The organism is Stenotrophomonas mori (assembly GCF_023556335.1).
GTDB lineage: Bacteria > Pseudomonadota > Gammaproteobacteria > Xanthomonadales > Xanthomonadaceae > Stenotrophomonas > Stenotrophomonas mori.
On record NZ_JAIKTS010000003.1, the window covers coordinates 365,313 to 390,959 of the forward strand.

At 70.5% G+C, this 25,647-nt stretch carries 24 protein-coding genes, 2 tRNA genes and 1 pseudogene; 17 read left to right on the top strand and 10 right to left on the bottom strand.

All coding sequences use genetic code 11. From position 1 onward, the window contains the following. Positions 1-320: 320 nt before the first annotated feature. Positions 321-1,007 (bottom strand): hypothetical protein, encoded by a 687-nt coding sequence (locus tag K5L01_RS11115; protein WP_250064563.1) that lies wholly within the window; start codon positions 1,005-1,007, stop codon positions 321-323. 132 nt (positions 1,008-1,139) lie between these two features. Between K5L01_RS11115 and K5L01_RS11120 the strand changes: the two genes are divergently transcribed. Then, a complete protein-coding gene (locus K5L01_RS11120; protein WP_250064564.1) occupies positions 1,140-1,958 on the top strand; it encodes an SDR family oxidoreductase in 819 nt (272 codons plus the stop codon). A gap of 23 nt (positions 1,959-1,981) precedes the next feature. Here K5L01_RS11120 and K5L01_RS11125 read toward each other — a convergent pair whose 3' ends face one another. Continuing rightward, entirely contained in the window at positions 1,982-2,857 is an 876-nt protein-coding gene (locus tag K5L01_RS11125; protein WP_250064565.1) for an ion transporter, read from the bottom strand. A 76-nt stretch (positions 2,858-2,933) separates the two neighbouring features. Here K5L01_RS11125 and K5L01_RS11130 point away from each other — a divergent pair, with 76 nt between their 5' ends. Together K5L01_RS11130 and K5L01_RS11135 are read left to right on the top strand one after the other, a co-directional pair. Further along, on the top strand, positions 2,934-4,160 hold the full coding sequence (locus tag K5L01_RS11130; protein WP_250064566.1) for an acetylornithine transaminase: 1,227 nt from the start codon (positions 2,934-2,936) through the stop codon (positions 4,158-4,160). An 11-nt stretch (positions 4,161-4,171) separates the two neighbouring features. Then, a pseudogene (locus K5L01_RS11135) lies at positions 4,172-4,605 on the top strand (HIT family protein). On the opposite strand, the gene K5L01_RS11140 reads toward K5L01_RS11135, so the two are convergent. Together K5L01_RS11140 and hemL are read right to left on the bottom strand one after the other, a co-directional pair. Beyond that, positions 4,567-5,163 (bottom strand): HAD-IA family hydrolase, encoded by a 597-nt coding sequence (locus tag K5L01_RS11140; RefSeq protein WP_250064567.1) that lies wholly within the window; start codon positions 5,161-5,163, stop codon positions 4,567-4,569. The pseudogene K5L01_RS11135 and the gene K5L01_RS11140 sit on opposite strands and share 39 nt — an antisense overlap. 70 nt (positions 5,164-5,233) lie before the next feature. After that, entirely contained in the window at positions 5,234-6,526 is a 1,293-nt protein-coding gene (gene hemL, locus K5L01_RS11145; protein ID WP_250064615.1) for a glutamate-1-semialdehyde 2,1-aminomutase, read from the bottom strand. Between the two features lie 153 nt (positions 6,527-6,679). Between hemL and K5L01_RS11150 the strand changes: the two genes are divergently transcribed. After that, positions 6,680-7,954 (top strand): dipeptidase, encoded by a 1,275-nt coding sequence (locus K5L01_RS11150; RefSeq protein WP_250064568.1) that lies wholly within the window; start codon positions 6,680-6,682, stop codon positions 7,952-7,954. Between the two features lie 201 nt (positions 7,955-8,155). Here the strand turns inward: K5L01_RS11150 and thiE are convergent, their stop codons facing one another. Beyond that, complete coding sequence (thiE, locus tag K5L01_RS11155) at positions 8,156-8,782, bottom strand: thiamine phosphate synthase (RefSeq protein ID WP_250064569.1); 627 nt, start codon at positions 8,780-8,782, stop codon at positions 8,156-8,158. A gap of 27 nt (positions 8,783-8,809) precedes the next feature. On the opposite strand from thiE, the gene K5L01_RS11160 reads away from it, so the two are divergent. Then, on the top strand, positions 8,810-9,043 hold the full coding sequence (locus K5L01_RS11160) for a rubredoxin (protein WP_272494173.1): 234 nt from the start codon (positions 8,810-8,812) through the stop codon (positions 9,041-9,043). A gap of 19 nt (positions 9,044-9,062) precedes the next feature. Here the strand turns inward: K5L01_RS11160 and ppk2 are convergent, their stop codons facing one another. Beyond that, entirely contained in the window at positions 9,063-9,842 is a 780-nt protein-coding gene (gene ppk2, locus K5L01_RS11165) for a polyphosphate kinase 2 (protein WP_250064571.1), read from the bottom strand. Positions 9,843-10,033: 191 nt separating this feature from the next. On the opposite strand from ppk2, the gene K5L01_RS11170 reads away from it, so the two are divergent. Genes K5L01_RS11170 through K5L01_RS11180 form a run of 3 tightly spaced genes read left to right on the top strand, consistent with a single transcriptional unit; the run spans position 10,034 to position 12,777 of the window. After that, positions 10,034-11,173, top strand: a complete 1,140-nt coding sequence (locus K5L01_RS11170) for an SPFH domain-containing protein (RefSeq protein WP_250064572.1) — start codon at positions 10,034-10,036, stop codon at positions 11,171-11,173. 21 nt (positions 11,174-11,194) lie between these two features. Continuing rightward, on the top strand, positions 11,195-12,532 hold the full coding sequence (locus K5L01_RS11175) for a TFIIB-type zinc ribbon-containing protein (RefSeq protein WP_250064573.1): 1,338 nt from the start codon (positions 11,195-11,197) through the stop codon (positions 12,530-12,532). Further along, positions 12,529-12,777, top strand: a complete 249-nt coding sequence (locus tag K5L01_RS11180; protein WP_250064574.1) for a hypothetical protein — start codon at positions 12,529-12,531, stop codon at positions 12,775-12,777. Before K5L01_RS11175 ends, K5L01_RS11180 begins: the two co-directional genes overlap by 4 nt. A gap of 124 nt (positions 12,778-12,901) precedes the next feature. On the opposite strand, the gene K5L01_RS11185 is transcribed toward K5L01_RS11180, so the two are convergent. From K5L01_RS11185 to hemA, 3 genes are all read right to left on the bottom strand, one after another. Then, positions 12,902-14,605, bottom strand: coding sequence for an O-linked N-acetylglucosamine transferase, SPINDLY family protein (locus K5L01_RS11185; protein ID WP_250064575.1), 1,704 nt, complete (start codon positions 14,603-14,605; stop codon positions 12,902-12,904). A gap of 74 nt (positions 14,606-14,679) precedes the next feature. Then, the gene (prfA, locus tag K5L01_RS11190) at positions 14,680-15,765 is read right to left on the bottom strand and encodes a peptide chain release factor 1 (RefSeq protein WP_250064576.1); all 1,086 of its coding nucleotides are present in this window, start codon (positions 15,763-15,765) and stop codon (positions 14,680-14,682) included. Continuing rightward, complete coding sequence (hemA, locus tag K5L01_RS11195; RefSeq protein ID WP_250064577.1) at positions 15,743-17,026, bottom strand: glutamyl-tRNA reductase; 1,284 nt, start codon at positions 17,024-17,026, stop codon at positions 15,743-15,745. Before hemA ends, prfA begins: the two co-directional genes overlap by 23 nt. A gap of 67 nt (positions 17,027-17,093) precedes the next feature. On the opposite strand from hemA, the gene K5L01_RS11200 reads away from it, so the two are divergent. The 4 genes from K5L01_RS11200 (at position 17,094) to K5L01_RS11215 (ending at position 20,390) form a co-directional block, all read left to right on the top strand. After that, a complete protein-coding gene (locus K5L01_RS11200) occupies positions 17,094-18,785 on the top strand; it encodes a tetratricopeptide repeat protein (RefSeq protein WP_250064578.1) in 1,692 nt (563 codons plus the stop codon). An 8-nt stretch (positions 18,786-18,793) separates the two neighbouring features. Then, positions 18,794-19,435 carry a lipoprotein insertase outer membrane protein LolB gene (gene lolB, locus K5L01_RS11205; protein WP_250064579.1) on the top strand — a complete coding sequence of 214 codons (642 nt, stop codon included), beginning with the start codon at positions 18,794-18,796 and terminating at the stop codon, positions 19,433-19,435. Next, positions 19,432-20,310, top strand: a complete 879-nt coding sequence (gene ispE / locus K5L01_RS11210) for a 4-(cytidine 5'-diphospho)-2-C-methyl-D-erythritol kinase (RefSeq protein WP_250064580.1) — start codon at positions 19,432-19,434, stop codon at positions 20,308-20,310. The genes lolB and ispE overlap by 4 nt, the downstream gene beginning before the upstream one ends. Before the next feature lie 3 nt (positions 20,311-20,313). Beyond that, positions 20,314-20,390: transfer RNA gene (locus K5L01_RS11215), tRNA-Gln, on the top strand. Here the strand turns inward: K5L01_RS11215 and K5L01_RS11220 are convergent. Beyond that, a tRNA-Arg gene (locus K5L01_RS11220) sits at positions 20,333-20,405 on the bottom strand. The two genes, K5L01_RS11215 and K5L01_RS11220, sit on opposite strands and share 58 nt — an antisense overlap. A 124-nt stretch (positions 20,406-20,529) precedes the next feature. Here K5L01_RS11220 and K5L01_RS11225 point away from each other — a divergent pair. The 5 genes from K5L01_RS11225 to K5L01_RS11245 all read left to right on the top strand — a co-directional run bounded on the left by K5L01_RS11225 (position 20,530) and on the right by K5L01_RS11245 (position 25,419). Further along, positions 20,530-21,489, top strand: coding sequence for a ribose-phosphate diphosphokinase (locus K5L01_RS11225; protein ID WP_250064581.1), 960 nt, complete (start codon positions 20,530-20,532; stop codon positions 21,487-21,489). Positions 21,490-21,593: 104 nt separating this feature from the next. Then, positions 21,594-22,211, top strand: a complete 618-nt coding sequence (locus K5L01_RS11230; protein ID WP_250064582.1) for a 50S ribosomal protein L25/general stress protein Ctc — start codon at positions 21,594-21,596, stop codon at positions 22,209-22,211. A 50-nt stretch (positions 22,212-22,261) separates the two neighbouring features. Continuing rightward, complete coding sequence (gene pth / locus K5L01_RS11235; RefSeq protein WP_250064583.1) at positions 22,262-22,843, top strand: aminoacyl-tRNA hydrolase; 582 nt, start codon at positions 22,262-22,264, stop codon at positions 22,841-22,843. Between the two features lie 76 nt (positions 22,844-22,919). Beyond that, positions 22,920-24,011 (top strand): redox-regulated ATPase YchF, encoded by a 1,092-nt coding sequence (gene ychF / locus K5L01_RS11240; RefSeq protein WP_250064584.1) that lies wholly within the window; start codon positions 22,920-22,922, stop codon positions 24,009-24,011. A gap of 196 nt (positions 24,012-24,207) precedes the next feature. Beyond that, positions 24,208-25,419, top strand: a complete 1,212-nt coding sequence (locus tag K5L01_RS11245; RefSeq protein ID WP_250064585.1) for a tyrosine-type recombinase/integrase — start codon at positions 24,208-24,210, stop codon at positions 25,417-25,419. Positions 25,420-25,647: the final 228 nt, after the last annotated feature.

Genomic DNA, 25,647 nt, shown 5'->3' on the forward strand with positions numbered 1-25,647 from the left:
GCCCGGCGCTACAAAATCCCGGTGGCTCCGTAGAGCGGGGCCGCGCCCCGCTGGCGCTCTCCCGGGAAACCTCCGGCAGAGCACTTTCCTCGACAGGCCACCCCCGCGAAAGAGGGTTTGTGTCTACGGAAACGGGCGGGGTGGCCCGCGCCGGGGCGGGTATTCCGCCGGGAAAGCCCGCCGGGCGTTGCCCGGCGCTACAAAATCCCGGGGGTTCCGTAGAGCGGGGCCGCGCCCCGCTGGAGCCCTGCCGAAGCAGCCCCGGCGGCGTGCGGCCAGGGACCATGCGGCGCAACGGCAGGGCCGTGCGCCGGCCGCGGTCAACGCAGTTCCACCACCTGCTTGCCGATGAAGCGGCGCTGGGCGTCGAAGTCGTAGCCGATCGTGACCTTGCCGGCGTCCTCGCAGGCGCGGCAGTCGCGCAGCGGGCTGCTGTAGAGCAGGCGCACGCCGCCTTCGGACAGGGGGGCGGTTCCGGCCGCCTCGGCCGGGGCGACCGGCGCGGCCTCGGGGTGCCGGTCGAAGAAGGCCTTCGCCGAGGTCTCGGTGCGCGCGCTGTCCGGCAGCACGTCCTCGTCGACGTCGAGGGTCCGGCCATCGGCATCGACCAGCCAGGTCCCTTCGTTGGTGTTGGCGCGCAGCGGGAATTCCAGCGTGGCCACGCCGACGCCGGAACGGTCGTCCCAGGCGCTCACGTAGCCGGGGTCGTCGCGGTCGGCCAGCCGCTGCGCGGCGGCGATCGCCGCCGGCGTGGCGCCGGCCGCGCGCATGGCCTCCACCACGCAGTCGCGGCCGGTGGGCGGGTCGTCGCTGCGGCAGGCGTCGGTCGCCCCGTCCCAGACCGCGGTGGCGTCGATCCGCACCGGCGCCTTGTCGTTGCCCAGGCCCGTGGTCTGGCCGGCCGCGTCGCGCTGGCGCGCCGGCTCGGCGGCCGGTGCGGCCGGTTTCTGGCAGGCGCTCATGGCCAGGACGAGCAGCAGGGGGGCGGCGCTGGGCAGCATCTTCATGACGGCGTATCGCAGGTGACGGGCGAGGCGTCCAGTATCGTCATCCGACATTAACGGGGGGTGTTCGCCGCCGCCGGCGGAACGGGCTTGGCGGCATAATGCCGGCCGGTCCCCACGTCCGCGGAGTCGCGCATGAGCAGCCTGCAAGGCAAGACCCTCTTCATCACCGGCGCCTCGCGTGGCATCGGCCTGGCGATCGCGCTGCGCGCCGCCCGCGATGGTGCCAACGTCGCCATCGCCGCGAAGTCGGCGGTGCCCAATCCCAAGCTGCCCGGCACCATCCACAGTGCCGCCGACGCGGTCGATGCGGCCGGCGGCCGGGGCCTGGCGCTGAAGTGCGACATCCGCGACGAGGCGCAGGTGCAGGCGGCGGTGGCGGCCACGGTGGATGCGTTCGGCGGCATCGACATCCTGGTCAACAATGCGTCGGCGATCTGGCTCCGCGGCACGCTGGAGACGCCGATGAAGCGGTTCGACCTGATGCAGCAGGTCAATGCGCGCGGCAGTTTCCTGTGCGCGCAGGCCTGCCTGCCGCACCTGCTGCAGGCCTCCAACCCGCACATCCTGACGCTGGCGCCGCCGCCGAGCCTGGAGCCGAAGTGGTGGGGGCCGCACACCGGCTATACCCTGGCCAAGATGGGCATGAGCTTCGTGACCCTGGGCCTGGCGGCCGAGTTCGGTCCGCAGGGGGTGGCGGTCAACGCGCTGTGGCCGCGCACGGTGATCGCCACCGACGCGATCAACATGATTCCCGGGGTCGACGCCGGCGGCTGCCGCCGTCCGGAGATCCTGGCCGATGCGGCGCATGCGGTGCTGGTGCGGCCGGCGGCCGGTTTCAGCGGCCGCTTCCTGATCGACGACGAGGTGCTGGCGCAGGCCGGGGTCCACGACCTGGCCGGGTATGCGGTGGATCCGTCGCGGCCGCTGCTGCCGGACCTGTTCCTGGACTGAGGACGGCCGCGCCGGGCGCGGTGTCAGGCGTCCATCGCTTCGGGCAGCTCGTGCCCGCAGCGGTTGCAGTAGCGCGCATCCGGGTCGTGGCCTTCGTGGCCGCAGACGATGCAGCCGCGGTCGTCATGGCGGCGCCGGCCGGCCTCGGCGCGGCGCATGCCGTTGGCCAGCTCGGCGGTGTAGATGCCGGTCGGCACGGCGATGATGCTGTAGCCGATCAGGATCAGCACCGAGGTGACGAAGCGTCCCAGGGTGGTCTGCGGCACGATGTCGCCGAAGCCGACCGTGGCCATGGTCACCACCGCCCAGTACATGCTGGCGGGAATGTTGCTGAAGCCGTGGCCGGGGCCCTCGATCACGTACATCAGCGAGCCGGCGACAATGGCGATGGTGACCACCATCGACAGGAACAGCAGGATCTTGCGGCGGCTGCGCCACAGGGCCGCCAGCAGCACGCCGCTTTCCTCGATGTAGCGGGTCAGCTTGAGGATGCGGAACACCCGCAGCACGCGCAGCGCGCGCACCACCAGCAGGCTCTGCGCGCCGGGCAGCAGCAGCGACAGGTAGGTGGGCAGGATCGCCAGCAGGTCGATGATGCCCCAGATGCTCAGGGCGTAGCGCAGCGGGCGCCGCACCACCACCAGCCGGAACACGTACTCGGCGGTGAACAGCACGGTGAAGCCCCACTCCACCACGTAGAACCAGGACGCCCAGGCGGCGTGGATGTGCTGCACGCTGTCCAGCATGACCACCAGGACGCTGGCGATGATGGCGTAGACCAGCAGCAGGTCGAAGCGCCGCGACGGCGGCGTGTCGCTGCGGTAGATGATGTCGAACCAGCGCCGGCGCCAGCCGGTTTCCGAGGCGGGGTTCAGCTGCGGGGTCGAGAAAAGGCGCATGCCCGGCATTGTGCCGCAGACCGCGCAATTGGGAGACAATGGCCGTTCATTTCCCCCCAACCCTTACTGGAACGCCATGACCGCTGTCGCCGAGCCGTTGTTGTCCCTGTCCAAGTACTACCTGCCGGTGTACCGGCCCCGCCAGCTGGTGCTGGAGCGCGGCCGCGGCGCGCGCCTCTGGGACACGCAGGGGCGCGAGTTCATCGACCTGGCCGCCGGCATCGCGGTGTGCAGCCTGGGCCACGACAATCCGGAACTGAAGGCGGCGCTGCTGGCCCAGGCCGACAAGCTCTGGCACACCAGCAACATGTTCTACAGCGAGCCGCCGCTGCAGCTGGCGCAGGCGCTGGTGGACGCGTCGCGCTTCGCCACGCGGGTGTTCCTGTGCAACTCCGGCGCCGAGGCCAACGAGGCGGCCATCAAGCTGGTGCGCAAGTGGGCCGCCACCCAGGGCCGGCCGCCGGAGAAGCGCGTCATCCTCACCTTCCGCGGCAGCTTCCATGGCCGCACCTTGGCCACGGTGACCGCGACCGCCCAGCCCAAGTACCAGGAAGGCTACGAGCCGCTGCCGGGCGGTTTCCGCTACGCCGATTTCAACGACGTGGCGCAGCTCGAGGCGGCGATGGCCGCGGGCGACGTGGCCGCGGTGATGTTCGAGCCGGTGCAGGGTGAGGGCGGGGTGATGCCGGCTTCGGCCGACTTCATGCGCCGTGCCCGCGAGCTGTGCGACCAGCATGGCGCGCTGCTGGTGCTGGACGAGATCCAGGTCGGGATGGGCCGCACCGGCGAGCTGTTCTCGCACTGGAACTGGGGGGTGACCCCGGACATCGTCAGCCTGGCCAAGGCGCTGGGCGGCGGCTTCCCGATCGGCGCCATGCTTGCCGGGCCCAAGGTCGCCGAGGTCATGGGCGCCGGTGCGCACGGCACCACCTTCGGTGGCAACCCGCTGGCCGCGGCGGTGGCCCGCGAGGCCCTGCGGATCCTGTCCTCCGAGGCGATCAAGGCCAACGTGCAGCGCCAGTCGGCCGCGCTCAAGGCCGGGCTGGAGGCCATCGGCACCGAGTTCGGCGTGTTCGAGCAGGTGCGCGGCATGGGGCTGATGATCGGCGCGGTGCTCAAGCCCGAGTACGCCGCGGACATCGGCGTGCTGTTGGACCTGGCCGCCGAGAAGCAGGTGCTGATCCTGCAGGCGGGCACCCAGGTGCTGCGCTTCGTGCCGCCGCTGAACATCACCGACGAAGAGCTGGCCGAAGGCCTCAAGCGCGTGCGCGAAGCGATCGCCGCCTACATGGCCGCGCGCTGACGCAGGCATGCGTGTTCTGCGCCCTCCTGGCCGGCGAGCTGCCGGCCAGGAAGGTGTGGGAGGACGCGCAGGTGGTGGCCTTCATGGACCCGCGCCGAGCCGTGCGCGGGCACGTTCTGGTGGTTCCCCGGCAGCCCGCCGGAACCCTCTGCGTGCTGGACGAAGCCCTTGCGGGGCAGGTGATGCGCGGGCGTCGCGCGACACGCTCGCACCGGACGGGTTCAACCCGTGGCCGGCCAACGGCGAAGCCGGCGGACAGGCAGTGCCGCATGTGCATCTGCATGTACAGCCGCGCAGGCAGGGAGACGGCCTGCTGGAGGTCTATCCGCGGGACGTGCCGGCGCCATCGACGATGGCGCACCTGGAGCCGTTGGCGGCACGGCCGCGCAACGCGCTGGGCGGCGGTTCACAGCAGGTGCCAGCGCCGCAGCACGCGGCGCAGTGATTGGGTGTGGTGCGCGGTGTCGGCATGCAGGCCGGCGCTGCGCGCGCCCTGCACGTGGCGGAACAGGTGGTCGACGAACAGGCTGCGTGCCGGCCCGCAGCCGAGCCGCGCGCAGGCGGCCAGGTAGATCCGTGGATCGGGCTTGCGCACGCCGAGCTCGCCACTGCCCAGGACCGTCCAGCCGGGCAGCAGCGCGCTGATCGCGGCCACGCTCAATGGCCCGTTGTTGGTCAACACCGCGATGCGGACGCCGGGGCGCAGCCGCTCCAGCAGGGCGAGGGTGTCGCGGCGCAGGCGGCTGGCGCCGCAGCGCGCGGCCTGCCAGTCGGCGGCCACCAGGTGGCTGCCGAGGCGCCCGTTCAACGACTGCAGCAGGGCCTCGCCGGGCAGTGCGCCGCAGGCATGTGCCCGTTCCAGTCCGTCGCCGCGCAGGGCCTGGTCCACGTCGGCCGCGCTGCGGCCGGCGGCCTGTGCCAGTCCCTGCAGGTGGCGGCGATGGTCGTAGTCGGCCAGCAGGCCGTCGAAATCGAGCAGCAGGGCCTGCGGGGCAGGGGTCATCGCGGCGGCCGGCGGCCGCGGTGCGCCGCCTGGCGGGCAGCGTACGCGGCGGCGTCGTGGCGGCGCGGCATCACCCTGCGGCGACCACCCTGAAGGCGCCGCGCGCGGCGTCCAGCGTGGCATCGATCACGGCGTCGTCGTGGGCGCTGGACAGGAAGCCGGCCTCGTAGGCCGACGGCGCCAGGAACACGCCGCGCTCGAGCATGGCGTGGAAGAAGCGGTTGAAGGCGGGGATGTCGCAGGCGGTGGCCTGGGCGTAGGTCTCGACCTTCTCGTGGCTGAAGAACAGGCCGAACATGGCCCCCACGCAGGTGGTGGTGACGGTGACCCCGGCCTCGCGCGCCGCCGTTTCCAGCCCTTCGCACAGGCGTGCGGTACGGGCGGCCAGGGTGGCGTGGAAACCGGGTGCCTGGATCAGCTCCAGCATGGCCAGGCCGGCTGCCATCGCCACCGGGTTGCCGCTGAGCGTGCCGGCCTGGTAGATCGGCCCGGCCGGGGCGATCTGGCTCATCAGCTCGCGGCGGCCGCCGTAGGCGCCGACCGGCATGCCGCCGCCGATGACCTTGCCGAAGGTGCTCAGGTCCGGGGTGACGCCGTAGTGCGCCTGCGCACCGCCCAGCGCCACGCGGAAGCCGGTCATCACTTCATCGAAGATCAGCAGCGTGCCGTGCCGGGTGCACAGGTCGCGCAGATGCTGCAGGTAGCCCTCGCGCGGCGGGATGCAGTTGGCGTTGCCGACCACCGGTTCGATGATCAGCCCGGCGATCTCCGCGCCCTGCTGCTCGAACAGTGCGGTGGCGGCGTCGAAGTCGTTGAACGGCAGGGTGAGGGTGAGCTCGCTCAGGCCGGCCGGCACGCCCGGCGAGGTCGGCACGCCCAGGGTCAGCATGCCGCTGCCGGCCTTGACCAGGAACGAATCGCCATGGCCGTGGTAGCAACCCTCGAACTTGACGATCTTGCCGCGGCCGGTGGCGCCACGGGCCAGGCGGATGGCCGACAGCGTCGCCTCGGTGCCGGAGTTGACCATGCGCACCATCTCGCACGACGGCACCAGACGGGCGAGGGTCTCGGCCATGGTGACCTCGGCCGCGCACGGCGCGCCGAACGACAGGCCGTTGCCGATGGCGCGCTGCACCGCGTCACGCACGGCGGGGTGGTTGTGGCCGACGATCATCGGTCCCCACGAGCCGACGTAGTCGACATAGCGGTTGCCGTCCACGTCGTGCAGGTAGGCGCCGTCGGCGCGCTCCACGAAGAACGGCTCGCCGCCGACCGACTTGAACGCGCGCACCGGCGAATTGACACCGCCGGGCAGCAGCTGCTGCGCGCGGGAGAACAGGGCGTGGGAACGGTCGTGATTCAGGGCCATGGCGGAAAAGAAAAAGCGGGGGGACGGGGCCATTGTCCGCTTTCGCGGCGGGCGCTGCCATGCGCCGGGGAATCCATGACCAATGGCCTGCATGGCGCCGCGGCGCGCATGCAAGAATGCGGTGTGATCCGACCCGAAGGGAGAGCCATGAAGTTCCATCCGACGTTCAAGACCGGTGCGATGGCGACGGCGCTGTTGCTGGCCTTCGCCACCACGGTGCAGGCCGGCACCGGCCCGACCACGATTTCCGAGCGCGCCCGCGCCATCCAGGCCAAGGCGATCAACCTGGATACCCACCTCGATACCCCGGCGCTGTTCTCGCGGCCGGGCTGGAAGATCAGCGACCGCCACTCCTTCGAGCAGGACGGCTCGCAGATCGACTACCCGCGGATGGTCGAGGGCGGCCTGGACGGCGGCTTCTGGGTGGTCTTCACCAGCCAGGGCGAGCGCGATGCGCAGGGCGACCTGAAGGCGCGCGACGCCGGGCTCAAGCGCTTGTCGGAGATCCGCGAGATGGTCGCGGCCAATGCGGACAAGTTCGAGCTGGCGACCACCGCCGACGACGCCGCGCGGATCAAGGCGGCCGGCAAGAAGTCGGTCTACATCAGCATGGAGAACGCCTACCCGCTGGAACACGACCCCAGCCTGCTCAGCTTCTACTACAAGCAGGGGCTGCGGATGATCTCGCTGGCCCATATCAGCCACAACGACTTCGCCGACTCGGCCGGCATGGGCGTCGCCCCGGAAGGCGAGCACGGCGGGCTGAGCGACAAGGGCAAGGCGATGATCGCCGAAGCCAACCGGCTGGGCATCATCCTCGACCAGTCGCACGCGTCCAATACCGTGTTCGACCAGATGCTGGCGCTGAGCAAGGCGCCGATCATCCTGTCCCACAGCGGGGCCTACGACGTGTTCGCGCATTCGCGCAACATCGACGATGCGCGCATCCGTGCACTGGCCAGCAAGGGCGGTGTGATCCAGGTCAATTCGCTGGGCGGCTACCTGATCGACACCGGCGCCACCCCCGAGTACCGCGAGGAGATGCGCAAGGTCTACGCCGCCTTCGGCGGCCAGCGCCGGCTCAGCGACGCCGAGCGTGCCCAGGCCAAGGCGAAGATCGCCGAGCTCGACCGCAAGCATGGCATCCGTACCGCGGATTTCGACGACTACATGCGCCACCTGCTGCACATCATCGAGGTGGCGGGCTGGGAGCACGTCGGCCTCGGCGCGGACTGGGACGGCGGCGGCGGCGTGGAGGGCTACGAGGACATCACCGCGCTGCCCAAGGTCGTGCAGGCGCTGCTGGACGCGGGCTATGACGAGCGCCAGATCGGCGGCATCCTCGGTGGCAACACCGTGCGCCTGATCCGCGAGGTGCAGGCGCTGGCCGATCCGGAAGCGGTCAAGGCGGCGCTGGAGTAATCCTCCCGCCGGGCGCTGTCCCGGCGGATGGCCCCTCTCCCGACGGGAGAGGGGCGCGGCCCGGATGGCCGCACCGGGCGCCGCCCCCGTCTGCCGGGGCGGACGGCCCGGGGACGCCCCCGGGCCATGGTGGAACCGCGGGGAGGAGGATGCCGGCCACTTCCCGCATGGCGGGCGGGACAGGTGCGCGGGCCGGCCGCGCTATGCGAAACAGGCCTGGTAGCCGCGCAGCGCGGCGACCGGGTCGTCGGCCTCGAACACGCCGCTGATCACCGCCAGCAGGTCCGCACCGGCGGCGACCAGCGGTCCGCTGTTGGCTGCGGTCAGGCCCCCGATGGCGACCCTGGGCACGCCCAGCGCGGTGCTGTCGCGCAACAGGGGCGTCGAGGCCCGGCGGGGCGTGGCCTTGCTGCGGCTGGGGAAGAATGCTCCGAAGGCGACGTAGCTGGCACCGGCCTGCACCGCGCGCTGCGCCAGTGCCAGCTGGTCGTAGCAGGAGGCGCCGACGATGGCGTCCGGGCCGAGCAGGGCGCGGGCGGCGGCGATGTCGCCATCGTCCTCGCCCAGGTGCACGCCGGCGGCACCGATGGCTGCGGCAAGGGCGGCATCGTCGTTGACGATCAGCGGCACCCCGGCGCTGGCGCACAGCAGCTGCAGCGCCGAGGCCTGGGCATGGCGGGCGGCGTCGTCGACCACTTTGTTGCGGTACTGCAGCCAGGTGGCGCCGGCGGCGAGCAGCGGGCGCACGCGGTCGAGCAGGCGCGCATCGTCGGTTTCGTCCGGGGTGATGAGATAGACGCCGCGGGCGGCAACTGCGGGATGGGGCATGGGATGGCTACCTGTAGGGCGGCGGGAATGGGACAATCTGCGGCCGCTCCGTGTTGTTCCGATTATCCAATGTCCGACGCTTCCAGCTCCACCCTGCGCACCTGGATGTGCGTTGTCTGCGGTTTCATCTACAGCGAGGCCGACGGCCTGCCCGAGGAGGGCATCGCGCCGGGCACGCGCTGGGAGGACGTGCCCGATACCTGGACCTGCCCGGACTGCGGCACGACCAAGGACGATTTCGAGATGATGGCGCTGGACTGAAGCGCCGGCGGCGTGCGCCTCACGCGACCGGAAACGGTGGCCGCGGCGTGAGCCGGCCGTAGGTTTCCCGCGCCGGCGGGCCCGGCAGCGGCGGCAGGTCGATCAGCGGTTCGTCCACCCGGGTCTCCGGCAGCCGGTCGAGCAGGTCGCGGATCAGGGTCAGGCGGCCGCGCTTCTGGTCGTTGAAGTCCACCAGCGTCCACGGCGCGTGGGCGGTGTCGGTGGCGTCCAGCATCGCTTCGCGGGCCTCGGTGTAGGCGCGGTACTGGGTGCGCGACTGCAGGTCCACCGGCGAGAGCTTCCAGCCCTTGAGCGGATCGTCGCGGCGTTCGGCGAAGCGCTTTTCCTGCTGTGCCTGGTCCACGCACAGCCAGTACTTGAACAGCAGGATGCCGTCGTCGGCCAGCAGCTTCTCGAACACCGGTGCCTGCTGGAGGAAGGCACGGTACTGCGCATCGCTGCAGTAGCCCATGACCTTCTCCACGCCGGCGCGGTTGTACCAGCTGCGGTCCATCAGCACGATCTCGCCGGCTGCGGGCAGGTGCGCCACGTGGCGCTGGAAGTACCACTGGGTGTCCTCGCGGTCGGTCGGCTTCGGCAGCGCGACCACCCGGCACTGGCGTGGGTTCAGGTGGCGGGCGATGTCCTGGATGGTGCCGCCCTTGCCGGCGGTGTCGCGGCCCTCGAACAGCACCAGCAGGCGTTGCCCGGCATGCTGGACCCAGCGCGCCATCGCCGCCAGCTCCAGCTGCATCGGCGCCAGCAGGCGTTCGTAGTCCTTGCGTTTGAGTTTGTCCATGGTGCCTCCCGGTCGAGGTCCCCGAGCCTAGCGCAGGGCCTGCGCAGGCGCCGTCGAGGAGCGTCCGCGGTCGGGGCGCGGGCACCACCGGGGGCCGGGGAGGCCGGCGGCGCGATGTTTCAGGCCGCGGTTTTCCTGTAATTTCCAGGGGTGGCGGGCGTGGTGCCCGGGATTGGACCAGGAGCAGTGCGATGGGGCTTGTGCAGGCGGCAAAGGGAGCGGTCGGCGGCGTGCTCGCTGACCAGTGGAAGGACTTCTTGACGGTGCCGGACGGGCTGCCGGCGACGGCGGCGCTGTTCGCCGCGGTGCCGCGCGGCACCAACGCCGGCCGTGGCTCCAATACCGTCGGCTCCTCGAACATCATCAGCAACGGCTCGAAGATCGTGGTGCCGGAGGGCTATGGCCTGCTGCTGTTCCAGGACGGTGCGATCACCGGGTTCGTCGCCGAGCCGGGCGGCTACGAGTGGCGCTCGGACGACCCGAACGCGCAGTCGCTCTTCGCCGGCGACGGCCTGGTCAGCAGCTTCATCCAGCAGAGCTGGGAGCGCTTCAAGTTCGGCGGCCAGCCGGGCGCGCAGCAGGCCGCGTTCTTCGTCTCGCTGAAGGAGCTGCCGGACAACCGCTTCGGCACCCAGTCCGAGATCTACTGGGACGACGGCTTCCTCAACACCCAGGTCGGCGCGGTCACCCGCGGCTCGTACACGCTGAAGATCGTCGATCCGATCCTGTTCGTGAAGAACGTCGTGCCGGCCGGCTACCTGCGCCCGGGCCAGGTGTTCGACTTCACCGACCTCGACAACGCCGCCGCCAGCCAGCTGTTCAATGAAGTGGTCGGTTCGCTGGCCCCGGCCTTCAGCCTGTACACGAACGATCCGGGCAAGGGCAACCGCATCACCCGGCTGCAGCAGGATTCGCTGGGCTTCGCGCAGAGCCTGTCGGCGGCCGTCGAGCAGGCCTACCAGTGGCAGTCCGACCGCGGCCTGGCCATCGTCAAGACCGCCATCGTCTCGATCGAGTACGACGCCAACACCCGTGAGCTGCTGAAGACCGTGCAGCGCGCCGACGCGCTGTCCGGCGCGCGCGGCAATTCCAACCTGCAGGCCAGCGTCGCCCAGGGCATCCAGTCGGCCGGCGAGAACGGCGGCGCGGCCGGCCTGGTCGGGGTCGGCATGGCCTCGGGCATGTTCGGGGCCGCCGGCCTGCAGCAGCCGGTGGCCGCGGCCGCGGACGATCCGGTCGCCCGGCTGAAGAAGGCCAAGGACATGCTGGACCTGGGGCTGATCACCCAGGACGACTACGACGCGCTCAAGGCCAAGGCATTGGGGCTGTAGGCGGCAGGACGCACGACGACCATGTCCGCTCCCCGAACCGGCCCGCCGCCGCTGCCCGGGTCCGTCCCGCCGTTGCCGGCGGCGCCGGACGGCCCGGGGTCGCCGCGGGACGTGCCGCCGCTGCCCGGCGACTTCCCGGTGGATGCCCGCCACCTTCCCGGGGCCATCCGTGACGAAGTCGCGGCGCCCAACCCGGCCGTCATCGACACGGCCGCCCCGGAATTGAAGGACGGCCTCAACCGCTGCCCGAAGTGCGGTGCCACCGACATCCGTCCACGTGCCGGCAGCGACGTGCTGGTCTGCCTGTACTGCCGCCACGAGTGGCATGGCGAACGCGTGGAGGAGGCGTTCGGGCTGGGCGAGGGCATCGACCGGCTGCACGGCACGGTGGTGGCGTCCGGAGCGCGCGACCTCGACGCCGATGCCGCCGCGCTGATGACCTTCAAGTGCGGCGGCTGCGGCGCCGAGGTCACGGTCAACACCGAAAGCACGATGACCGCGCGCTGCCACTGGTGCCGGCACGTGTTCGGGGTCAACGAACAGGTCGCCAACGGGGCGGTGCCCGATGCGGTGTTGCCGTTCCACATCAAGAAGGACGAGGCGGTCGCGCGCATCCGCCAGTTCGTGGACAAGCGCCGCCTGTTCGCGCTCAAGGCGTTCAAGGACCAGTTCACGCCGGAGAACGTGGTCGGTGTCTACCTGCCGTACATGATCGTCGACGGCAATGTCAGCGCGGCGGTGACCGGCAAGGGCGAGATCAAGACGCGCGAGTACACCCGCGGCACCGAGAAGAACAGGCAGACCTACTACGACGCCGACGTGTACGAGGTGGCGCGGCAAGTGGATTTCACCGTCGACGACCTGCCGCTGGAGTCGTCGGCCGAGCGCGGCAACCTCGACACCCGCACCAACACCCACAACATCATCAACACCATCCTGCCGTTCGACACCAAGAACGCGCTGCGATGGAATGCCGCGTACCTGGTCGGCTTCACCTCGGAGAAGCGCGATCTCGATGTCGAGAAGCTGCGCCCGCGCCTGGAGGACCAGCTGCTGTCGATCGCGCGTTCGCAGGTGGAGCGCTCGGTGCGCCGCTACGACCGCGGCGTGCGCTGGGAGCAGGAGCAGCTGGAAGTCCATGGCAGCCGCTGGGTGGCCATGTACCTGCCGGTGTGGCTCTACGCCTATCACCAGCCCGGGCGCAACGGCGGCATGCTGCACTACATCGCGGTCAACGGCCGCACCGGCAAGACCATGGGCAGCGTGCCGGTGCAGCAGTGGAAGCTGCTGCTGGCCGCGCTCACCGCCGGCACGGCCATCGAAGCCCTCGCAATCGCATTCCTGGTGATGGTGTCATGAGCGACGACAGTGGACTCTGGCTGCTGGCCGCCGGCCCGGCCGGCGCGACCGCGCTGTACTGGGCGCTGTACCGGTACTACCGCAATACCGACAAGTCGCATGCCTTCGAGCGCGAGACCGCCATCGAGGCCAAGCCGGTGACCGGCACCGATGTGAAGGTCGGCGAGGTGCGCGGCACGCAACAGCGGCGCATCGACGGCGACAACACGGGCGCCCACCGGCGGCGGGTGGGGCGGCGGCGCTGAGCCGCGCCGGCGGAGCGGAAAGGTGGGCACGGGTCCGGCCGGAGCGTACGGCAGCCCCGGCACAGCCGGTGCCGCGTGTCGGGGCTGCGCCCGGCTGCTGGAGGCGCGACAGGAGGGAGTGGGGCTAGCGGGGGCGCGCCAGGCCCTGCAGCAGCGCGGCGAAGTCGCCGGCGAAACCGGCCATGTCGAACAGACCGCTGCCGTCGCGGGCCGCGGCCAGGCGCCCGCGCAGCTCGGCCAGGGCCTGCGGATCGTTGCCCAGGCGGACCGCGGTGGCGACGAAGGCGTCGTCGTCGGCCGCGTTCATGTCGTCCAGCCCGAGGTGGTGGTTGAGGCTGCCGGCCACCCGTGCGGCGAAGGTCCGGCCCGGTGTGGTCAGCACCGGGCAGCCAGCCCACAGCGCGTCCGAGGCGGTGGTGTGGGCGTTGTAGGGGTGGGTGTCCAGGAACAGGTCGGCGTGCCGGTAGCGTGCCAGGTAGTCCGGGTGCGCAAGCTTGGCCATGAAGACCAGCCGCGCCGGGTCGATGCCCTGGGCGTGTGCGGCCGCACGCAGCCGCTCGTCGGCCTGGCCGGGACCGGACAGCAGCCACAGCACGCTGCCGGGCACGCCGCGCAGGACCGCCAGCAGGCGGGCGACGCCGCGCGGGGTGAGCTTGTAGCTGTTGTTGAAGCAGCAGAACACCAGGCCACGGCCGTCCGCGCCGCGTTCGGGCAGGCCGCACTCCCCCCGCGGCGGCGGTTGCCCGACCACGCGGGTGGTGTCCGAGGGCTGGAACGCGCGCGGCAACCGCAGCACGTTCTCGCTGAAGGCCGGCTCCAGCGCCGCCGGCAGCACGAAGGCATCGGCCAGCACATGGTCGATCCAGGGGGCGCCCGAAGTGCCGGGGTAGGCCAGCCAGTTGACCTGCACCGGCGCCGGGCGCATCGCCAGCACCTCGGGGGTGCCGCCGCCGCCCCAGCCGCGCAGGTCGAACAGGATCTCGATGCCGGCCCCGCGGATGCACCGGGCGATCGCCGCGTGCGGCTGCCCGGCCACCTCGTGCAGGGCATGCGTGGCGGCGCGCAGGCGCTGGCGAAGGGAGCTGCCGTCGTCGCCGTTGAGCGCGAACAGGTGCACCTGCAGCTGCGGGTGCGCGCGCAGCTGCTCGAACAGCGCCACCGTCAGCAGCCCGGTGGGGTGGGCGCCGAACCCGTTGGAGAGGAAGCCCACGCGCAGCGGGCCGTCCGCCCGTGCCGGCGGTGGCGGCAGGCGCGCCACCGTGGCGGCCACCGCCTGCGCACGGGCGCGGGCGCAGGCCAGTTGCTCGGCGGCGCTGGCGTCCTCGCTGAGGAAGGCGAACGGCTCGACCGCGGGGTTGCCGCGGGCGACGGCCTGGCGGACCTGCTGCGACAGTGCTTCCAGCCCGCGCCAGTCGCACAGCCGCCGCTGCCAGTTCAGGCGCTGCGCGGCCATGTAGGCCTCTTCCGGCAGCAGGGCATGGGCGCGGCGGTAGGCGTCGGCGGCGGCTTCGGGCTGTCCGGCATCCTCCAGCGCATGGCCCAGCCACAGGGCGATGCCCGGGTGCTGCGGTACCTGCCGCGAGGCCTGGCGCAGCAGTTGGGCGGCCTCCGCGTGGCGGCCCTGCATCCAGCGCGCCCGCCCCAGGCGCGCGAGCGCCTCGGGATGGTCGCGGCGCAGCTGCAGGGCACGCAGCGCGGCGGCCTCGCCGGCGGCCAGGTCGCCGGCGCCGAGCTCGGCGTCGGCCAGCATCACCCAGGCGATGAAGTCGCCGGGCCGGCGCTGCAGCGCGCCGCGCAGCTGCAGGCGTTCGTCGAAGGGAGTGTTCATGCGCTGGCGGGCCCCGTGGTTGCCGTCGATCGTGATGCGCTGCCGGGTGTGCCCCGCGCGGACGCCGGCAGTGCTCAGGTACCTTCGGCCAAGCGGGCCAGTTCGTCCACCTGGTGCTCGTGCGACAGCCGTTCGACCAGGGCGTCCAGCTCGCCGGCGATGACGTCCGGCAGGTCGTACAGGGTCAGGCCCTCGACGCGGTGGTCGGTGATCCGCCCCTGGGGGAAGTTGTAGGTGCGGATGCGCTGGCTGCGGTCGCCGCTGCCGACCTGCAGGCGCCGGCTCTCGGCCTGGGCCGCCGCCTGCCGGCTGCGCTCGGCGTCCAGCAACTGGGCCTTCAGCCGTTTCATCGCCTTGTCGCGGTTGGCGTGCTGGCTGCGCTCGGTCTGGCATTCCACCACCACGCCGCTGGGGACATGGGTGATGCGGATGGCCGACTCGGTCTTGTTGACGTGCTGGCCGCCGGCGCCGGAGGAGCGGAAGGTGTCGACCTTCAGGTCGGCGGGGTTGAGGACGATGTCGTCGACGTCGTCGGCCTCGGGGATGATCGCCACGGTGGCCGCCGAGGTATGGATGCGGCCCTGCGATTCGGTGGCCGGTACCCGCTGCACGCGGTGGGTGCCGGACTCGAACTTCAGCTTCGAGTACGCGCCGCGGCCGACCACGCGTGCCACGACCTCCTTGTAGCCGCCGTGCTCGCCGGGGGTGTCGGTCTCGATCTCGACCTTCCAGCCCTGGCGTTCGGCGAACCGGGCATACATGCGGAACAGGTCGCCGGCGAAGATCGCGGCCTCGTCGCCGCCGGTGCCGGCGCGCACTTCCAGGAACAGGTTGCCGTCGTCGCGCGGGTCGCGCGGGACCAGCAGCAGGGCCAGTTCCTGGTCGAGCGCCTGCAGGCGCGCCTGCGCCGTGGCGATCTCCTCCTCGGCCAGCTCGCGCAGTTCCGGATCGGCGCGCATCGCCTCGGCCGAGGCCAGGTCGGCGCGGGCGCGGTCCTCGGCGGCCAGGGCGGCGGCCACCGGCTCGAGCTGGGCGAATTCGCGGGAAAGGGCGCGGAACCGGGCGTTGTCGGCGACCACACCGGGGTCGGCCAGCAGGCGTTCAAGTTCCTCGCGGCGCTCGGCCAGGGCAAGCAGCTTACGGCGAAGGGTCGGCGACATCGGTCCTCGCAACAGGATGGCGGTACCCGGGCGTGGCCGGGAACAGGCGCTCGGCGGCGCGGGTCAGGTCGGCATCGCCGTCCAGCGCGGCCTGCCGCAGCGCGGCGGTGGGGGGATGCAGCAGGCGGTTGGTCAGGCCGTGGGCGAGCTGCTCCAGCACCTCGTCGGCGGGCTTGCCGTTGGCCAGCTGCTGGCGCGCCTTCTCCAGCAGCTCGAGCCGGGTGGTCTCGCCGAAGGTGCGCAGCTGCTTGAGCGGTGCCTGCAGGTGGGTGGCACGCAGGTTTTCCATGTAGCGCGCCACCTGCAGGTCGATGATGGTCTCGGCCTCGGTCGCGGCTTCGCGGCGGCTGCGGCGGTTCTCTTCGACCGCCCGTTCCATGTCGTCCACGGTGTACAGGTAGGCATCGGCAAGGCCGGCGACCGCCGGATCGATGTCGCGCGGCACCGCCAGGTCGAACAGCAGCATGGGCTTGTGCCGGCGCGCGCGCAGCGCGCCGGCGACCTGGGGCTGGAGGATCACTGGTTCACGCGCGGCGGTGGCCGAGAACACCACGTCGGCCTCGGCCAGATGCCGCTCCAGTTCGGCCAGCGGCAGCGCCACACCGCCGTGGCGGCTGGCCAGGTCCTGCGCGTGGGCGAGGGTGCGGTTGGCGATCAGCAGCCGCTTCACCCGGGCCTCGGCCAGGTGCTTGGCGGCCAGCTCGATGGTCTCGCCGGCACCGACCAGCAGCACGGTGGAGTCGTCCAGCCGCGCGAATGCATCCTGCGCCAACCGCACCGCGGTGGAGGCCACCGAGACCGGGTTGGCGCCGACGCGGGTGTCGGTGCGGGCGCGCTTGGCGACCGCGAAGGTCTGCTGGAACAGCTGGTCCAGGCGCTGGCCGATGGCGCCGCTGGCGCGTGCCAGCGACCAGGCATCCTTCACCTGGCCCAGGATCTGGGGTTCGCCCAGCACCATCGAGTCCAGGCCGGTGGCGACGCGGAACAGGTGGCGCACGGCGTCGTCGTCGCGGTGCTGGTACAGGTAGCCCTGCAGGTCGCCGGCATGGCTTTCCAGCCAGTGCGCCAGCGACTGTCCGTCGTCGGCCACGGCGTAGAGTTCGGTGCGGTTGCAGGTGGACAACAGGACCGCCTCGGCCAGCTGCGGCCATTGCCGCAACGAATCCATCGCCCGCGGCAATGCGTCGCCGCCGAAGGCCGCGCGTTCGCGCAGTTCCACCGGTGCGGTCTGGTGGTTGATTCCGAGCACCCACAGGGTCATCTGTTCAGTCGCTTGCGATAAGCTGCTGGCTGTCGATGGCGGCCATTTTACGGCCCGGTTGCGGTAGATGCCCATTTTCAGCCGAATACGCTCAAATCGCCTCCGTGGCGCGCTGCTGCTCTGCCTGTTCCCGCTGGCGCTGCCGGCGGCGGCCAGGCCGGCGGGAGAGGTGCCGGCGGGCCCCCGCACGGCCTCGCTGACCCCGGTCCTGGCCGGCGAATTCTCGCTGCAGGCGGGCAAGCTGGGCGATGCCGCGCACTGGTACCTGGAGGCCGCGCGCGAGGGCGAGGGCGACGTCGGCCTCGCCGAGCGGGCCACCCGCATCGCGATGCTGGCCGACGACGAGGCCAGCGCCAGCGAAGCCCTGGCACTGTGGGCGCAGCGCGATCCGGGGGCGCTGGCGGTGCGCGCCACCCGGGCCTCGCTGGCGCTGCGCCAGGGCGACACCCGGCTGGCGCGCCGGGAGCTGCTGGCGGTGCTGCGCACCGACGGCGCCTGGCGCTATGCGGTGCTGGCCCTGGCCACCGGCGGGCGCGACCCGGCGGCGCCGGCCAAGGTCCTCGGTGATCTGGTCGATGCCGGCGCGATCCCCGACGATCTCGAAGCCTGGCAGGAGTTCGGCCGCCTGGCGCTGCGCATGGAGCGCCCCGAACTGGCGCGGCGGATGGTCGGCGAGGTGGTCAAGCGGTTCCCGGACGAACCCCGGGTGGCGCTGTTGCATGCCACCCAGCTCAACCAGTCCGGCAACAAGGACCAGGCGCTGGCCCTGCTGCGCGGGATTGAACCGAAAGCGGCGACCGACGAGGAGCTGCGCAATGCGCTGGCCTTCGCCTACGACGCGCTCGGCGAGCCGGGCCGCGCGGAGCGGACCCTGGCCACCGGCGAGCAGGACGTGCAGACCTGGGGCATGCGCGCCTCGCTGCTGGCCAAGCAGAAGGACGATCCGGCCCTGCTGGCGCTGTACCGGGACATCGCCGCCGGCGCCGGCAAGCCCGACCCGGACCAGCGCCTGCTGCTGGGGCGGATCGCCGAATACCTCAAGCGCTACCGCGAGGCGGTGGACTGGTACCACGGGGTGCCCGGCGGACCGCAGCGCAACGAGGCGCGGCTGCGCGCGGTCAACGCGCTGCACGCGCTGGGCGAGACGGCGCAGGCCGACCAGGAGGTCCGCGCCATCCAGGGCGACGTGCTGGTGGACGATGACGTCCGCCGTGACGCCTACCTGCTCGAGGCCGAGCTGCGGCAGCGCGACGGCCACCTGGAGGCCGAGACCGCGGTGCTGACCCGCGGGCTGGCGGCCTACCCGGACGACGGCGCGCTGCTCTACGCCCGCGCGCTGGCCTGGGAGCGCGGCGACGACATCGCGCGCGCCGAGGCCGACCTGCGCCAGATCCTGGTCGCCGAGCCGGAGAACGTGGCCGCGCTCAATGCACTGGGCTACACGCTGGCCGACCGCACGTCCCGCTACCAGGAAGCGCTGGAGCTGATCGACCGCGCGCGGGTCGCCGAGCCCGACAATGCCGCCATCATCGACAGCTATGGCTGGGTGCTGTACCGCCTGGGACGGGCGCAGGAGGCGCTGGTGCACCTGCGCCGGGCCTGGAGCCTGAACAAGGATCCGGAAGTCGCGGCGCATGTCGGCGAGGTGCTGTGGACGCTGGGGCGGAAGGACGAGGCCCGGCGGTTCTTCGATGAGGCGCGCGCGCTGGACCCGGACAACCGGGCGCTGCAGCGTGCGCTCGAGGCCCTGGGCGCATGAGCCGCCGCATGGCCTGGCCGCGTGCGGTGCTGGGGGGGCTGGCGATCCTGGCGCTGGGCGGCTGCGGTACGCTGGCGCCCCGGCAGCCACCGCCGGTGGCGGTCCACACCACGGACCTGCCGGCCGCCGAGGCCGCGCGCCGGGCGCTGCTGGATGCGCGCCCGGACTGGTCGTTCCAGGGGCGGGTGGCGATCAGCAAGGGCCGCAGCGGCGGCAGTGGCCGCATCGACTGGCAGCAGCGGCAGGACGGCTACGAGGTCGCGCTGGCTGCGCCGGTGACCCGCCAGGGCTGGACGCTGAGTGGCGGCGCCGGGCAGGCGGCACGTCTGGAGGGGCTGGAGGGCGGGCCGCGCAGTGGCGGGGATGCCGCGCAGCTGCTGCTGCAGGCTACCGGCTGGGAGATCCCGGTGGAGGGCCTGGCGGCCTGGGTGCGCGGACGGCCGGCGGCGCAGACCGGCGGGCCCGATTACCAGGGATACGACGCCGAAGGGCTGCCGCGGGTGCTGCAGCAGGGCGGTTGGCGGATCGACTATCTCGCCTGGTACCCCGCCGACGCCGGGCAGCCGGCATTGCCGCGGCGGATCGAGGCGGCCAACGGCGACGCCAAGGTGCGCCTGATCGTCGACGAGTGGCACCTGGACGGGCCATGAGCGCGGTGGACATGGACGGCTGGTCGCACTGGCCGGCACCGGCCAAGCTGAACCTGTTCCTGCACATCACCGGCCGGCGGGCCGACGGCTACCATGAGCTGCAGACGGTGTTCCGCCTGCTGGACTGGGGCGACCGGATCGCGTTGCGCCGGCGGGCGGACGGCCAGGTGCGCCGCGAGGGGACCTCGGTGGCCGGGGTCGCCGAGGCCGACGATCTCATGGTGCGCGCGGCGCTCCTGCTGAAAAAATCTGCCAACTGCGCGCAAGGTGTGGATATCCGCGTCGAAAAGCGCATTCCGGCGGGCGGAGGCTTCGGTGGCGGCTCGTCCGATGCGGCCACGGTGCTGGTGGCGCTGAACGCGCTGTGGCGGACCGGGCTGGACGAAGAGGCACTGGCCGCGCTGGGCCTGCGGCTGGGAGCGGACGTGCCGGTCTTCGTGCGTGGCCGCAACGCCTGGGCCGAGGGCGTGGGCGAGCGGCTGCGGCCGCTGTCGCTGCCCCCCGCCTGGTACCTGCTGGTGGATCCGGGCGTGCACGTGCCCACGGCGGCGCTGTTCGCCAGCGCGGATTTGACGCGGGATGCCGCGCCCGCGAAAATAGCCGACTTCGCTTCCGGGACTGACTTCGGGAATGCGTTCGAACCGGTGCTGCGCCGCCGGGAACCCGCCGTGGAGGCGGTGTTCCAGGCGCTTTCGCGCGTCGGCCGGGCACGTCTCACGGGGTCGGGCAGCGGCTGTTTCGTCGAGTTCGCCACGCGCGCTGCCGCAGAGCAGGCGCGGGCGGGTTTGCCGGAGCGGCTGCGCGCATGGGTGGTCGCGGGCGCCGCGCGCTCGCCGCTGCTCGATGCGCTGGAGTCGAGAACCGTGATGGATTGATGCAGGGGCGTCGCCAAGAGGCCCAAGGCACCAGGTTTTGATCCTGGCATTCGTAGGTTCGAATCCTACCGCCCCTGCCACTCCGCCACGCCCCGCGCAGCAACCCACCCCGGCGGTGCGGTTGCCCCGGGGACAGTCCCGGCGCCGGATGGCCGGGACCGCCACGACAGGACGTTCCAGCCGTTCCGCTCTTTACGCCGCCGCCCGAGACCGCCCCACATGCAAGACGCACAGAACCTGCTGGTCTTTTCCGGCAATGCAAACAAACCCCTTGCCCAGAGCATCTGCAAGGAACTGGGGGTGCAGCCGGGCAAGGCGCTGGTCTCCAAGTTCTCCGACGGCGAGGTGCAGGTCGAGATCCAGGAGAACGTGCGCAAGCAGGACGTGTTCGTGGTGCAGCCGACCTGCGCGCCGAGCGCGGAGAACCTGATGGAGCTGCTGGTGATCATCGACGCGCTCAAGCGCGCCAGCGCCGCCTCCGTCACCGCGGTGGTGCCGTACTTCGGCTACGCCCGCCAGGACCGCCGCATGCGCTCCTCGCGGGTGCCGATCACCGCCAAGGTCGCCGCCAAGATGTTCTCGGCGGTGCACACCGACCAGATCCTCACGGTCGACCTGCACGCCGACCAGATCCAGGGCTTCTTCGACATGCCCGTGGACAACGTGTATGCCTCGCCGCTGCTGCTGGCCGACATCTGGCGCGCCTACGGCACCGACAACCTGATCGTGGTCAGCCCGGACGTCGGCGGCGTGGTGCGCGCCCGCGCCGTGGCCAAGCGCCTGGACGACGCCGACCTGGCGATCATCGACAAGCGCCGGCCGCGCGCCAACGTCGCCACGGTGATGAACATCATCGGCGACGTCGAGGGCAAGACCTGCGTGATGGTCGACGACATCGTCGATACCGCCGGCACCCTGTGCGCCGCGGCCGCCGCGCTGAAGGCGCGTGGCGCGGTGAAGGTCGCCGCGTACTGCACCCATGCGGTGCTGTCGGGCCCGGCGGTGGACAACCTCAACAACTCCCAGCTCGACGAGCTGGTGGTGACCGACACGATCCCGCTGGCCGACGTGGCCCGTGTCTGCACCAAGATCCGCCAGATCAGCGTGGCCGAGATGCTGGCCGAGACGATGCGCCGCATCGCCTTCGGCGAATCGGTCAGCTCGATGTACGTGGATTGAATCCAGGCGCCCGGCCACGGCCGGGCGCCGGCACCGGCATCTCTGGTCGCGGAGATGCCTTCATCACGCACCGCCTGCGGTGCATCAACCAAGAGTAGTCAACAATGGCAAAGTCCCAGGAAATCAAGGTCGCCCGTCGCGACGTGCAGGGCAAGGGTGCGAGCCGCCGCCTGCGTCACGCCGGTGTCGTCCCGGGCATCGTCTATGGCGGTGACCGCGAGCCGGCGATGGTCGAGTTCAACCACAACGAGATCTGGCTGGCGCAGCAGAACGAGTGGTTCTATTCCTCGATCATCGACCTGAATCTCGACGGCAACATCCAGAAGGTGCTGCTGCGTGACCTCCAGCGCCACCCGTACAAGCAGCTCATCATGCACCTGGACTTCCAGCGCGTGAACGAGAACGAAGTGCTGAACGTGGCCGTGCCGCTGCACTTCATCAACGAGGAGATCTCCCCGGCCGGCAAGACCGCCGACGTGCTGGTCACCCACGAGCTGAAGGAAGTGAGCATCGCCTGCCTGCCGAAGGACCTGCCGCAGTCGATCGTGGTCGACCTGGCCGCCCTGACCGCCGGCGACATCATCTACCTCTCGCAGCTGACGCTGCCGGCAGGCGTGGAAATCCCGGCGCTGAAGCTGGGCAAGGACCACGACGACGCGGTGGTCATCGCCAAGACCGCCAATGCGGCCGAAGAGGACGCCGAAGAGGCGCCGGCCGAGTGATCGGCCGGTTGCGTCCGCCCTCCGGGGCGGACGCAACCCTGGATGCGGACATGACTGGCTTGCGCTTGATCGTCGGTCTGGGCAACCCCGGAACCGAACACGCCCGGACCCGGCACAATGCCGGGTTTCATTTCGTTGAGGCCCTCGCCGAGCGGGCGGGTGCGCGGTGGGCGCTGGAAGGCAAGCTGTTCGGCGAAGTGGCCCGGGTGGAGATCGGCGGCCAGGCGGTCTGGCTGCTCAAGCCGGCCACCTTCATGAACCTGTCCGGCAAGGCGGTCACCGCCGCGCAGCGGTTCTGGAAGATCGAGCCGGAGCAGACCCTGCTCGCGCACGATGAACTGGACCTGCCGCCCGGCACGGCGCGGCTGAAGTTCGATGGCGGCCACGGCGGCCAGAATGGCCTGCGCGACACCGTCCGCCTGCTCGGACATGGCAGGTTCCACCGGCTGCGCATCGGTATCGGCCATCCCGGCCACAAGGACCGCGTGGTGCCGTGGGTGCTCGGCCGTCCCTCGAAGGACGACGAGATCCTGATCGCGCGCGCCATCGACGATGCGATCGACGTGCTGCCGCTGGCGGTGGGCGGTGATTTCAACGAGGCCATGAAGCGGCTGCACACCGGCAAGCCGTGATTGCGGCCTGCGCTTTCCCGGATGGCGGCGCCATCGGAGAGCGCAGGCCGGAATCCCGAATCGTGGAGTTTGTTGCATGGGTATCAAATGCGGCATCGTCGGCCTGCCCAACGTCGGCAAGTCGACCCTGTTCAATGCGCTGACCAAAGCGGGCATCGCCGCGGCCAATTTCCCGTTCTGCACGATCGAGCCGAACACCGGCATCGTGCCGGTGCCCGATCCGCGGCTCGAGGCACTGGCGGCGATCGTCAAGCCCGAGCGGGTGCTCCCGACCACGATGGAGTTCGTCGACATCGCCGGGCTGGTGGCCGGCGCCTCCAAGGGCGAAGGCCTGGGCAACAAGTTCCTGGCCCACATCCGCGAGACCGACGCCATCGCCCATGTGGTGCGTTGCTTCGAGGACGGCAACGTGATCCACGTGGCCAACAAGGTCGATCCGATCGCCGACATCGAAACCATCGACACCGAACTGGCGCTGGCCGACCTCGAATCCGTGCTCAAGGCGCTGGACCGTGCCACGCGCGCGGCCAAGGCCAACGACAAGGAAGCGCTGGCGCGCAAGCCGGTACTGGAGAAACTCGCGGCGACGCTCGACCAGGGCCGCTCCGCGCGTTCGGCCGGCCTGGACGCGGAGGAGAAGGCGCTGATCCGCGACCTGTTCCTGATCACGCTGAAGCCGCTGATGTACATCGCCAACGTCGCCGAGGACGGTTTCGAGAACAATCCGCACCTGGATGCGGTGCGCGCGCGCGCCGAGGCCGAAGGCGCCGAAGTGGTGCCGGTGTGCGCGGCGATCGAGGAGGAACTGGCGCAGCTGGAGGATGCCGACCGCGACGAGTTCCTCAAGGACCTCGGGCTGGACGAGCCGGGCCTGAACCGGGTGATCCGCGCCGGCTACAGGCTGCTGGGCCTGCAGACCTACTTCACCGCGGGCGTGAAGGAGGTCCGCGCCTGGCAGCTGCGCGCCGGCTCCACCGCGCCGCAGGCGGCGGGCGTGATCCACACCGACTTCGAGCGCGGCTTCATCCGCGCCGAGACCATCGCCTACGACGACTTCATCAACCTCAAGGGTGAGCAGGGCGCCAAGGAAGCCGGGCGCCTGCGCCTGGAAGGCAAGGACTACATCGTCAAGGAAGGCGACGTGCTGCACTTCCGCTTCAACGTCTGACGATTTTTGCTGGATCTCGGTGGCGCTCAGTAGCGCTTGGTGGACAGGTGGGCCCATTTGAAATCAATGGGTTGCGTAAACAATACGGTCTGCTGAGCGTTCCTATTGTTCATCGAGGTCCAGAAAATTCGGGGGTAGCGTTGGGGGTACTCGTGTTCAACCGTGGGGGTACATCTCCCCGCAGTGGAGTCCAACGATGCCCGAGAATCTACTCACCGACACCAAGGTCAGGTCGGCCAAATCGACTGATCGAGATTGGAAACTATCAGACGGCGGGGGCCTGTTCCTGCTGGTCAAACCTACCGGCGGCAAGCTCTGCCGGTGGAAGTACCGCCTGCAAGGCAAGGAGAACCTCTTTGCCATTGGCGGCTTTCCTCAAGTAAGCCTTGCGGAGGCGCGTGCGGCCCGCGAGAAGGCGCGCGCCTTGGTCAAGCAAGGCATCCATCCTGCCCATGAGCGACGGCAGGTCAAAGAGCGCAACCTAGAGGCGCTGGAAGAACGCAAGCGCGCAAGGGAAAGCTCGTTCGCCAAGGTGGCGAAAGCGTACCTGGCGGAGATCAAACCAGTCTTCGCGCTCAGTTCCTACCGCACGAAAGAATCCCGTATCAGAAAGTATCTGTCGCCCAAGTTCGATGGGATGCCGATGAGCGACATTGGCGTGAAGCAGATTCGCCCATTGCTGGAAGAGTGCAAGGCCCATGGTGCGTGGGCGGCCATCCACGTCAAAGGCGATCTGTCGGCGATCTTTGAGTTTGCGGTGGTGCGGGGGCTGGTCGAGGCAAATCCAATTCCCAGCCTGCGCGGGCTGCTGCGCGTGCCGTTCAGCGAGAGCAAGGCGGCGATGACGCGAGAGCAAATCCAGAAGTTCTATCAGGAGTTGCGCGGCTACCGGGGCTATCCGGAAACCTCGTTGTGCCTGCGGCTGATTGCGCTGACCGCCTGCCGTCCAGGGGAGGCGGCGGATGCCGAGTGGGACGAGTTCGACTTTGAGGATGCCCTGTGGTGTCGGCCTGCGGCGAAGATGAAAGCGCGACGTGATCATGTCAGCCCGTTGTCTGCACAGGCCATTGCCGTGCTGAAGGATTTGCAGTGCATCACGGGCGGTGGCCGCTATCTGTTCCCGCACCGGAGCGGCAAGGGCTTTACTACGCCTAACCGACTGACCTACGCGATGCGCGACATGAACCTGGGCCGGGGCACGACGCCGCATTGCTGGCGGGCGACCTTTTCGACCTGGGCCAATGAGAACGGGTACCGGCCTGATGCAATTGAACGGCAGTTGGCCCACGTGGAGAGCAACAAGATTCGGGCGACCTACAACAAGGCGCTGCTGCTGGATCAGAGAAGGACACTGTTGCAGGACTGGGCGGACTATCTGAGTGCGGCGGAGGGTAGTGGCACGATATAGGGGCAACTTCGCCGAGTGTTGCAGAACGATTAGACAGGTGCGGCCTTTTCCTTTTCTGGGTAGGGCCGTTGCCCCTTGGGTGCCGTTCCCTTGCCATTTCCTTTGCCCGAGGATGATCGCTGGGAAATGGGGTAAACAATGGATTAAATGGGGTAATCTTGAATTGATTGCCCCTTTTGAGATTCATGTCGCTCATTTCCTTCTTGGGCGGCTATACAAGCCTCTCAC

Bases quoted from the DNA above. Each gene is read 5' to 3' on its own strand.
- K5L01_RS11200 (WP_250064578.1), top strand. From the start codon at position 17,094: ATGCCCATTTTCAGCCGAATACGCTCAAATCGCCTCCGTGGCGCGCTG.
- K5L01_RS11185 (WP_250064575.1), bottom strand. From the start codon at position 14,605: ATGAACACTCCCTTCGACGAACGCCTGCAGCTGCGCGGCGCGCTGCAG.
- ppk2 (WP_250064571.1), bottom strand. From the start codon at position 9,842: ATGGACAAACTCAAACGCAAGGACTACGAACGCCTGCTGGCGCCGATG.
- ychF (WP_250064584.1), top strand. From the start codon at position 22,920: ATGGGTATCAAATGCGGCATCGTCGGCCTGCCCAACGTCGGCAAGTCG.
- K5L01_RS11245 (WP_250064585.1), top strand. From the start codon at position 24,208: ATGCCCGAGAATCTACTCACCGACACCAAGGTCAGGTCGGCCAAATCG.
- ispE (WP_250064580.1), top strand. From the start codon at position 19,432: ATGAGCGCGGTGGACATGGACGGCTGGTCGCACTGGCCGGCACCGGCC.
- K5L01_RS11125 (WP_250064565.1), bottom strand. From the start codon at position 2,857: ATGCGCCTTTTCTCGACCCCGCAGCTGAACCCCGCCTCGGAAACCGGC.
- K5L01_RS11180 (WP_250064574.1), top strand. From the start codon at position 12,529: ATGAGCGACGACAGTGGACTCTGGCTGCTGGCCGCCGGCCCGGCCGGC.
- K5L01_RS11170 (WP_250064572.1), top strand. From the start codon at position 10,034: ATGGGGCTTGTGCAGGCGGCAAAGGGAGCGGTCGGCGGCGTGCTCGCT.
- thiE (WP_250064569.1), bottom strand. From the start codon at position 8,782: ATGCCCCATCCCGCAGTTGCCGCCCGCGGCGTCTATCTCATCACCCCG.
- K5L01_RS11150 (WP_250064568.1), top strand. From the start codon at position 6,680: ATGAAGTTCCATCCGACGTTCAAGACCGGTGCGATGGCGACGGCGCTG.
- lolB (WP_250064579.1), top strand. From the start codon at position 18,794: ATGGCCTGGCCGCGTGCGGTGCTGGGGGGGCTGGCGATCCTGGCGCTG.
- pth (WP_250064583.1), top strand. From the start codon at position 22,262: ATGACTGGCTTGCGCTTGATCGTCGGTCTGGGCAACCCCGGAACCGAA.
- K5L01_RS11130 (WP_250064566.1), top strand. From the start codon at position 2,934: ATGACCGCTGTCGCCGAGCCGTTGTTGTCCCTGTCCAAGTACTACCTG.
- hemA (WP_250064577.1), bottom strand. From the start codon at position 17,026: ATGACCCTGTGGGTGCTCGGAATCAACCACCAGACCGCACCGGTGGAA.
- K5L01_RS11175 (WP_250064573.1), top strand. From the start codon at position 11,195: ATGTCCGCTCCCCGAACCGGCCCGCCGCCGCTGCCCGGGTCCGTCCCG.
- K5L01_RS11230 (WP_250064582.1), top strand. From the start codon at position 21,594: ATGGCAAAGTCCCAGGAAATCAAGGTCGCCCGTCGCGACGTGCAGGGC.
- K5L01_RS11140 (WP_250064567.1), bottom strand. From the start codon at position 5,163: ATGACCCCTGCCCCGCAGGCCCTGCTGCTCGATTTCGACGGCCTGCTG.
- prfA (WP_250064576.1), bottom strand. From the start codon at position 15,765: ATGTCGCCGACCCTTCGCCGTAAGCTGCTTGCCCTGGCCGAGCGCCGC.
- K5L01_RS11120 (WP_250064564.1), top strand. From the start codon at position 1,140: ATGAGCAGCCTGCAAGGCAAGACCCTCTTCATCACCGGCGCCTCGCGT.
- K5L01_RS11115 (WP_250064563.1), bottom strand. From the start codon at position 1,007: ATGAAGATGCTGCCCAGCGCCGCCCCCCTGCTGCTCGTCCTGGCCATG.
- K5L01_RS11160 (WP_272494173.1), top strand. From the start codon at position 8,810: ATGGGACAATCTGCGGCCGCTCCGTGTTGTTCCGATTATCCAATGTCC.
- K5L01_RS11225 (WP_250064581.1), top strand. From the start codon at position 20,530: ATGCAAGACGCACAGAACCTGCTGGTCTTTTCCGGCAATGCAAACAAA.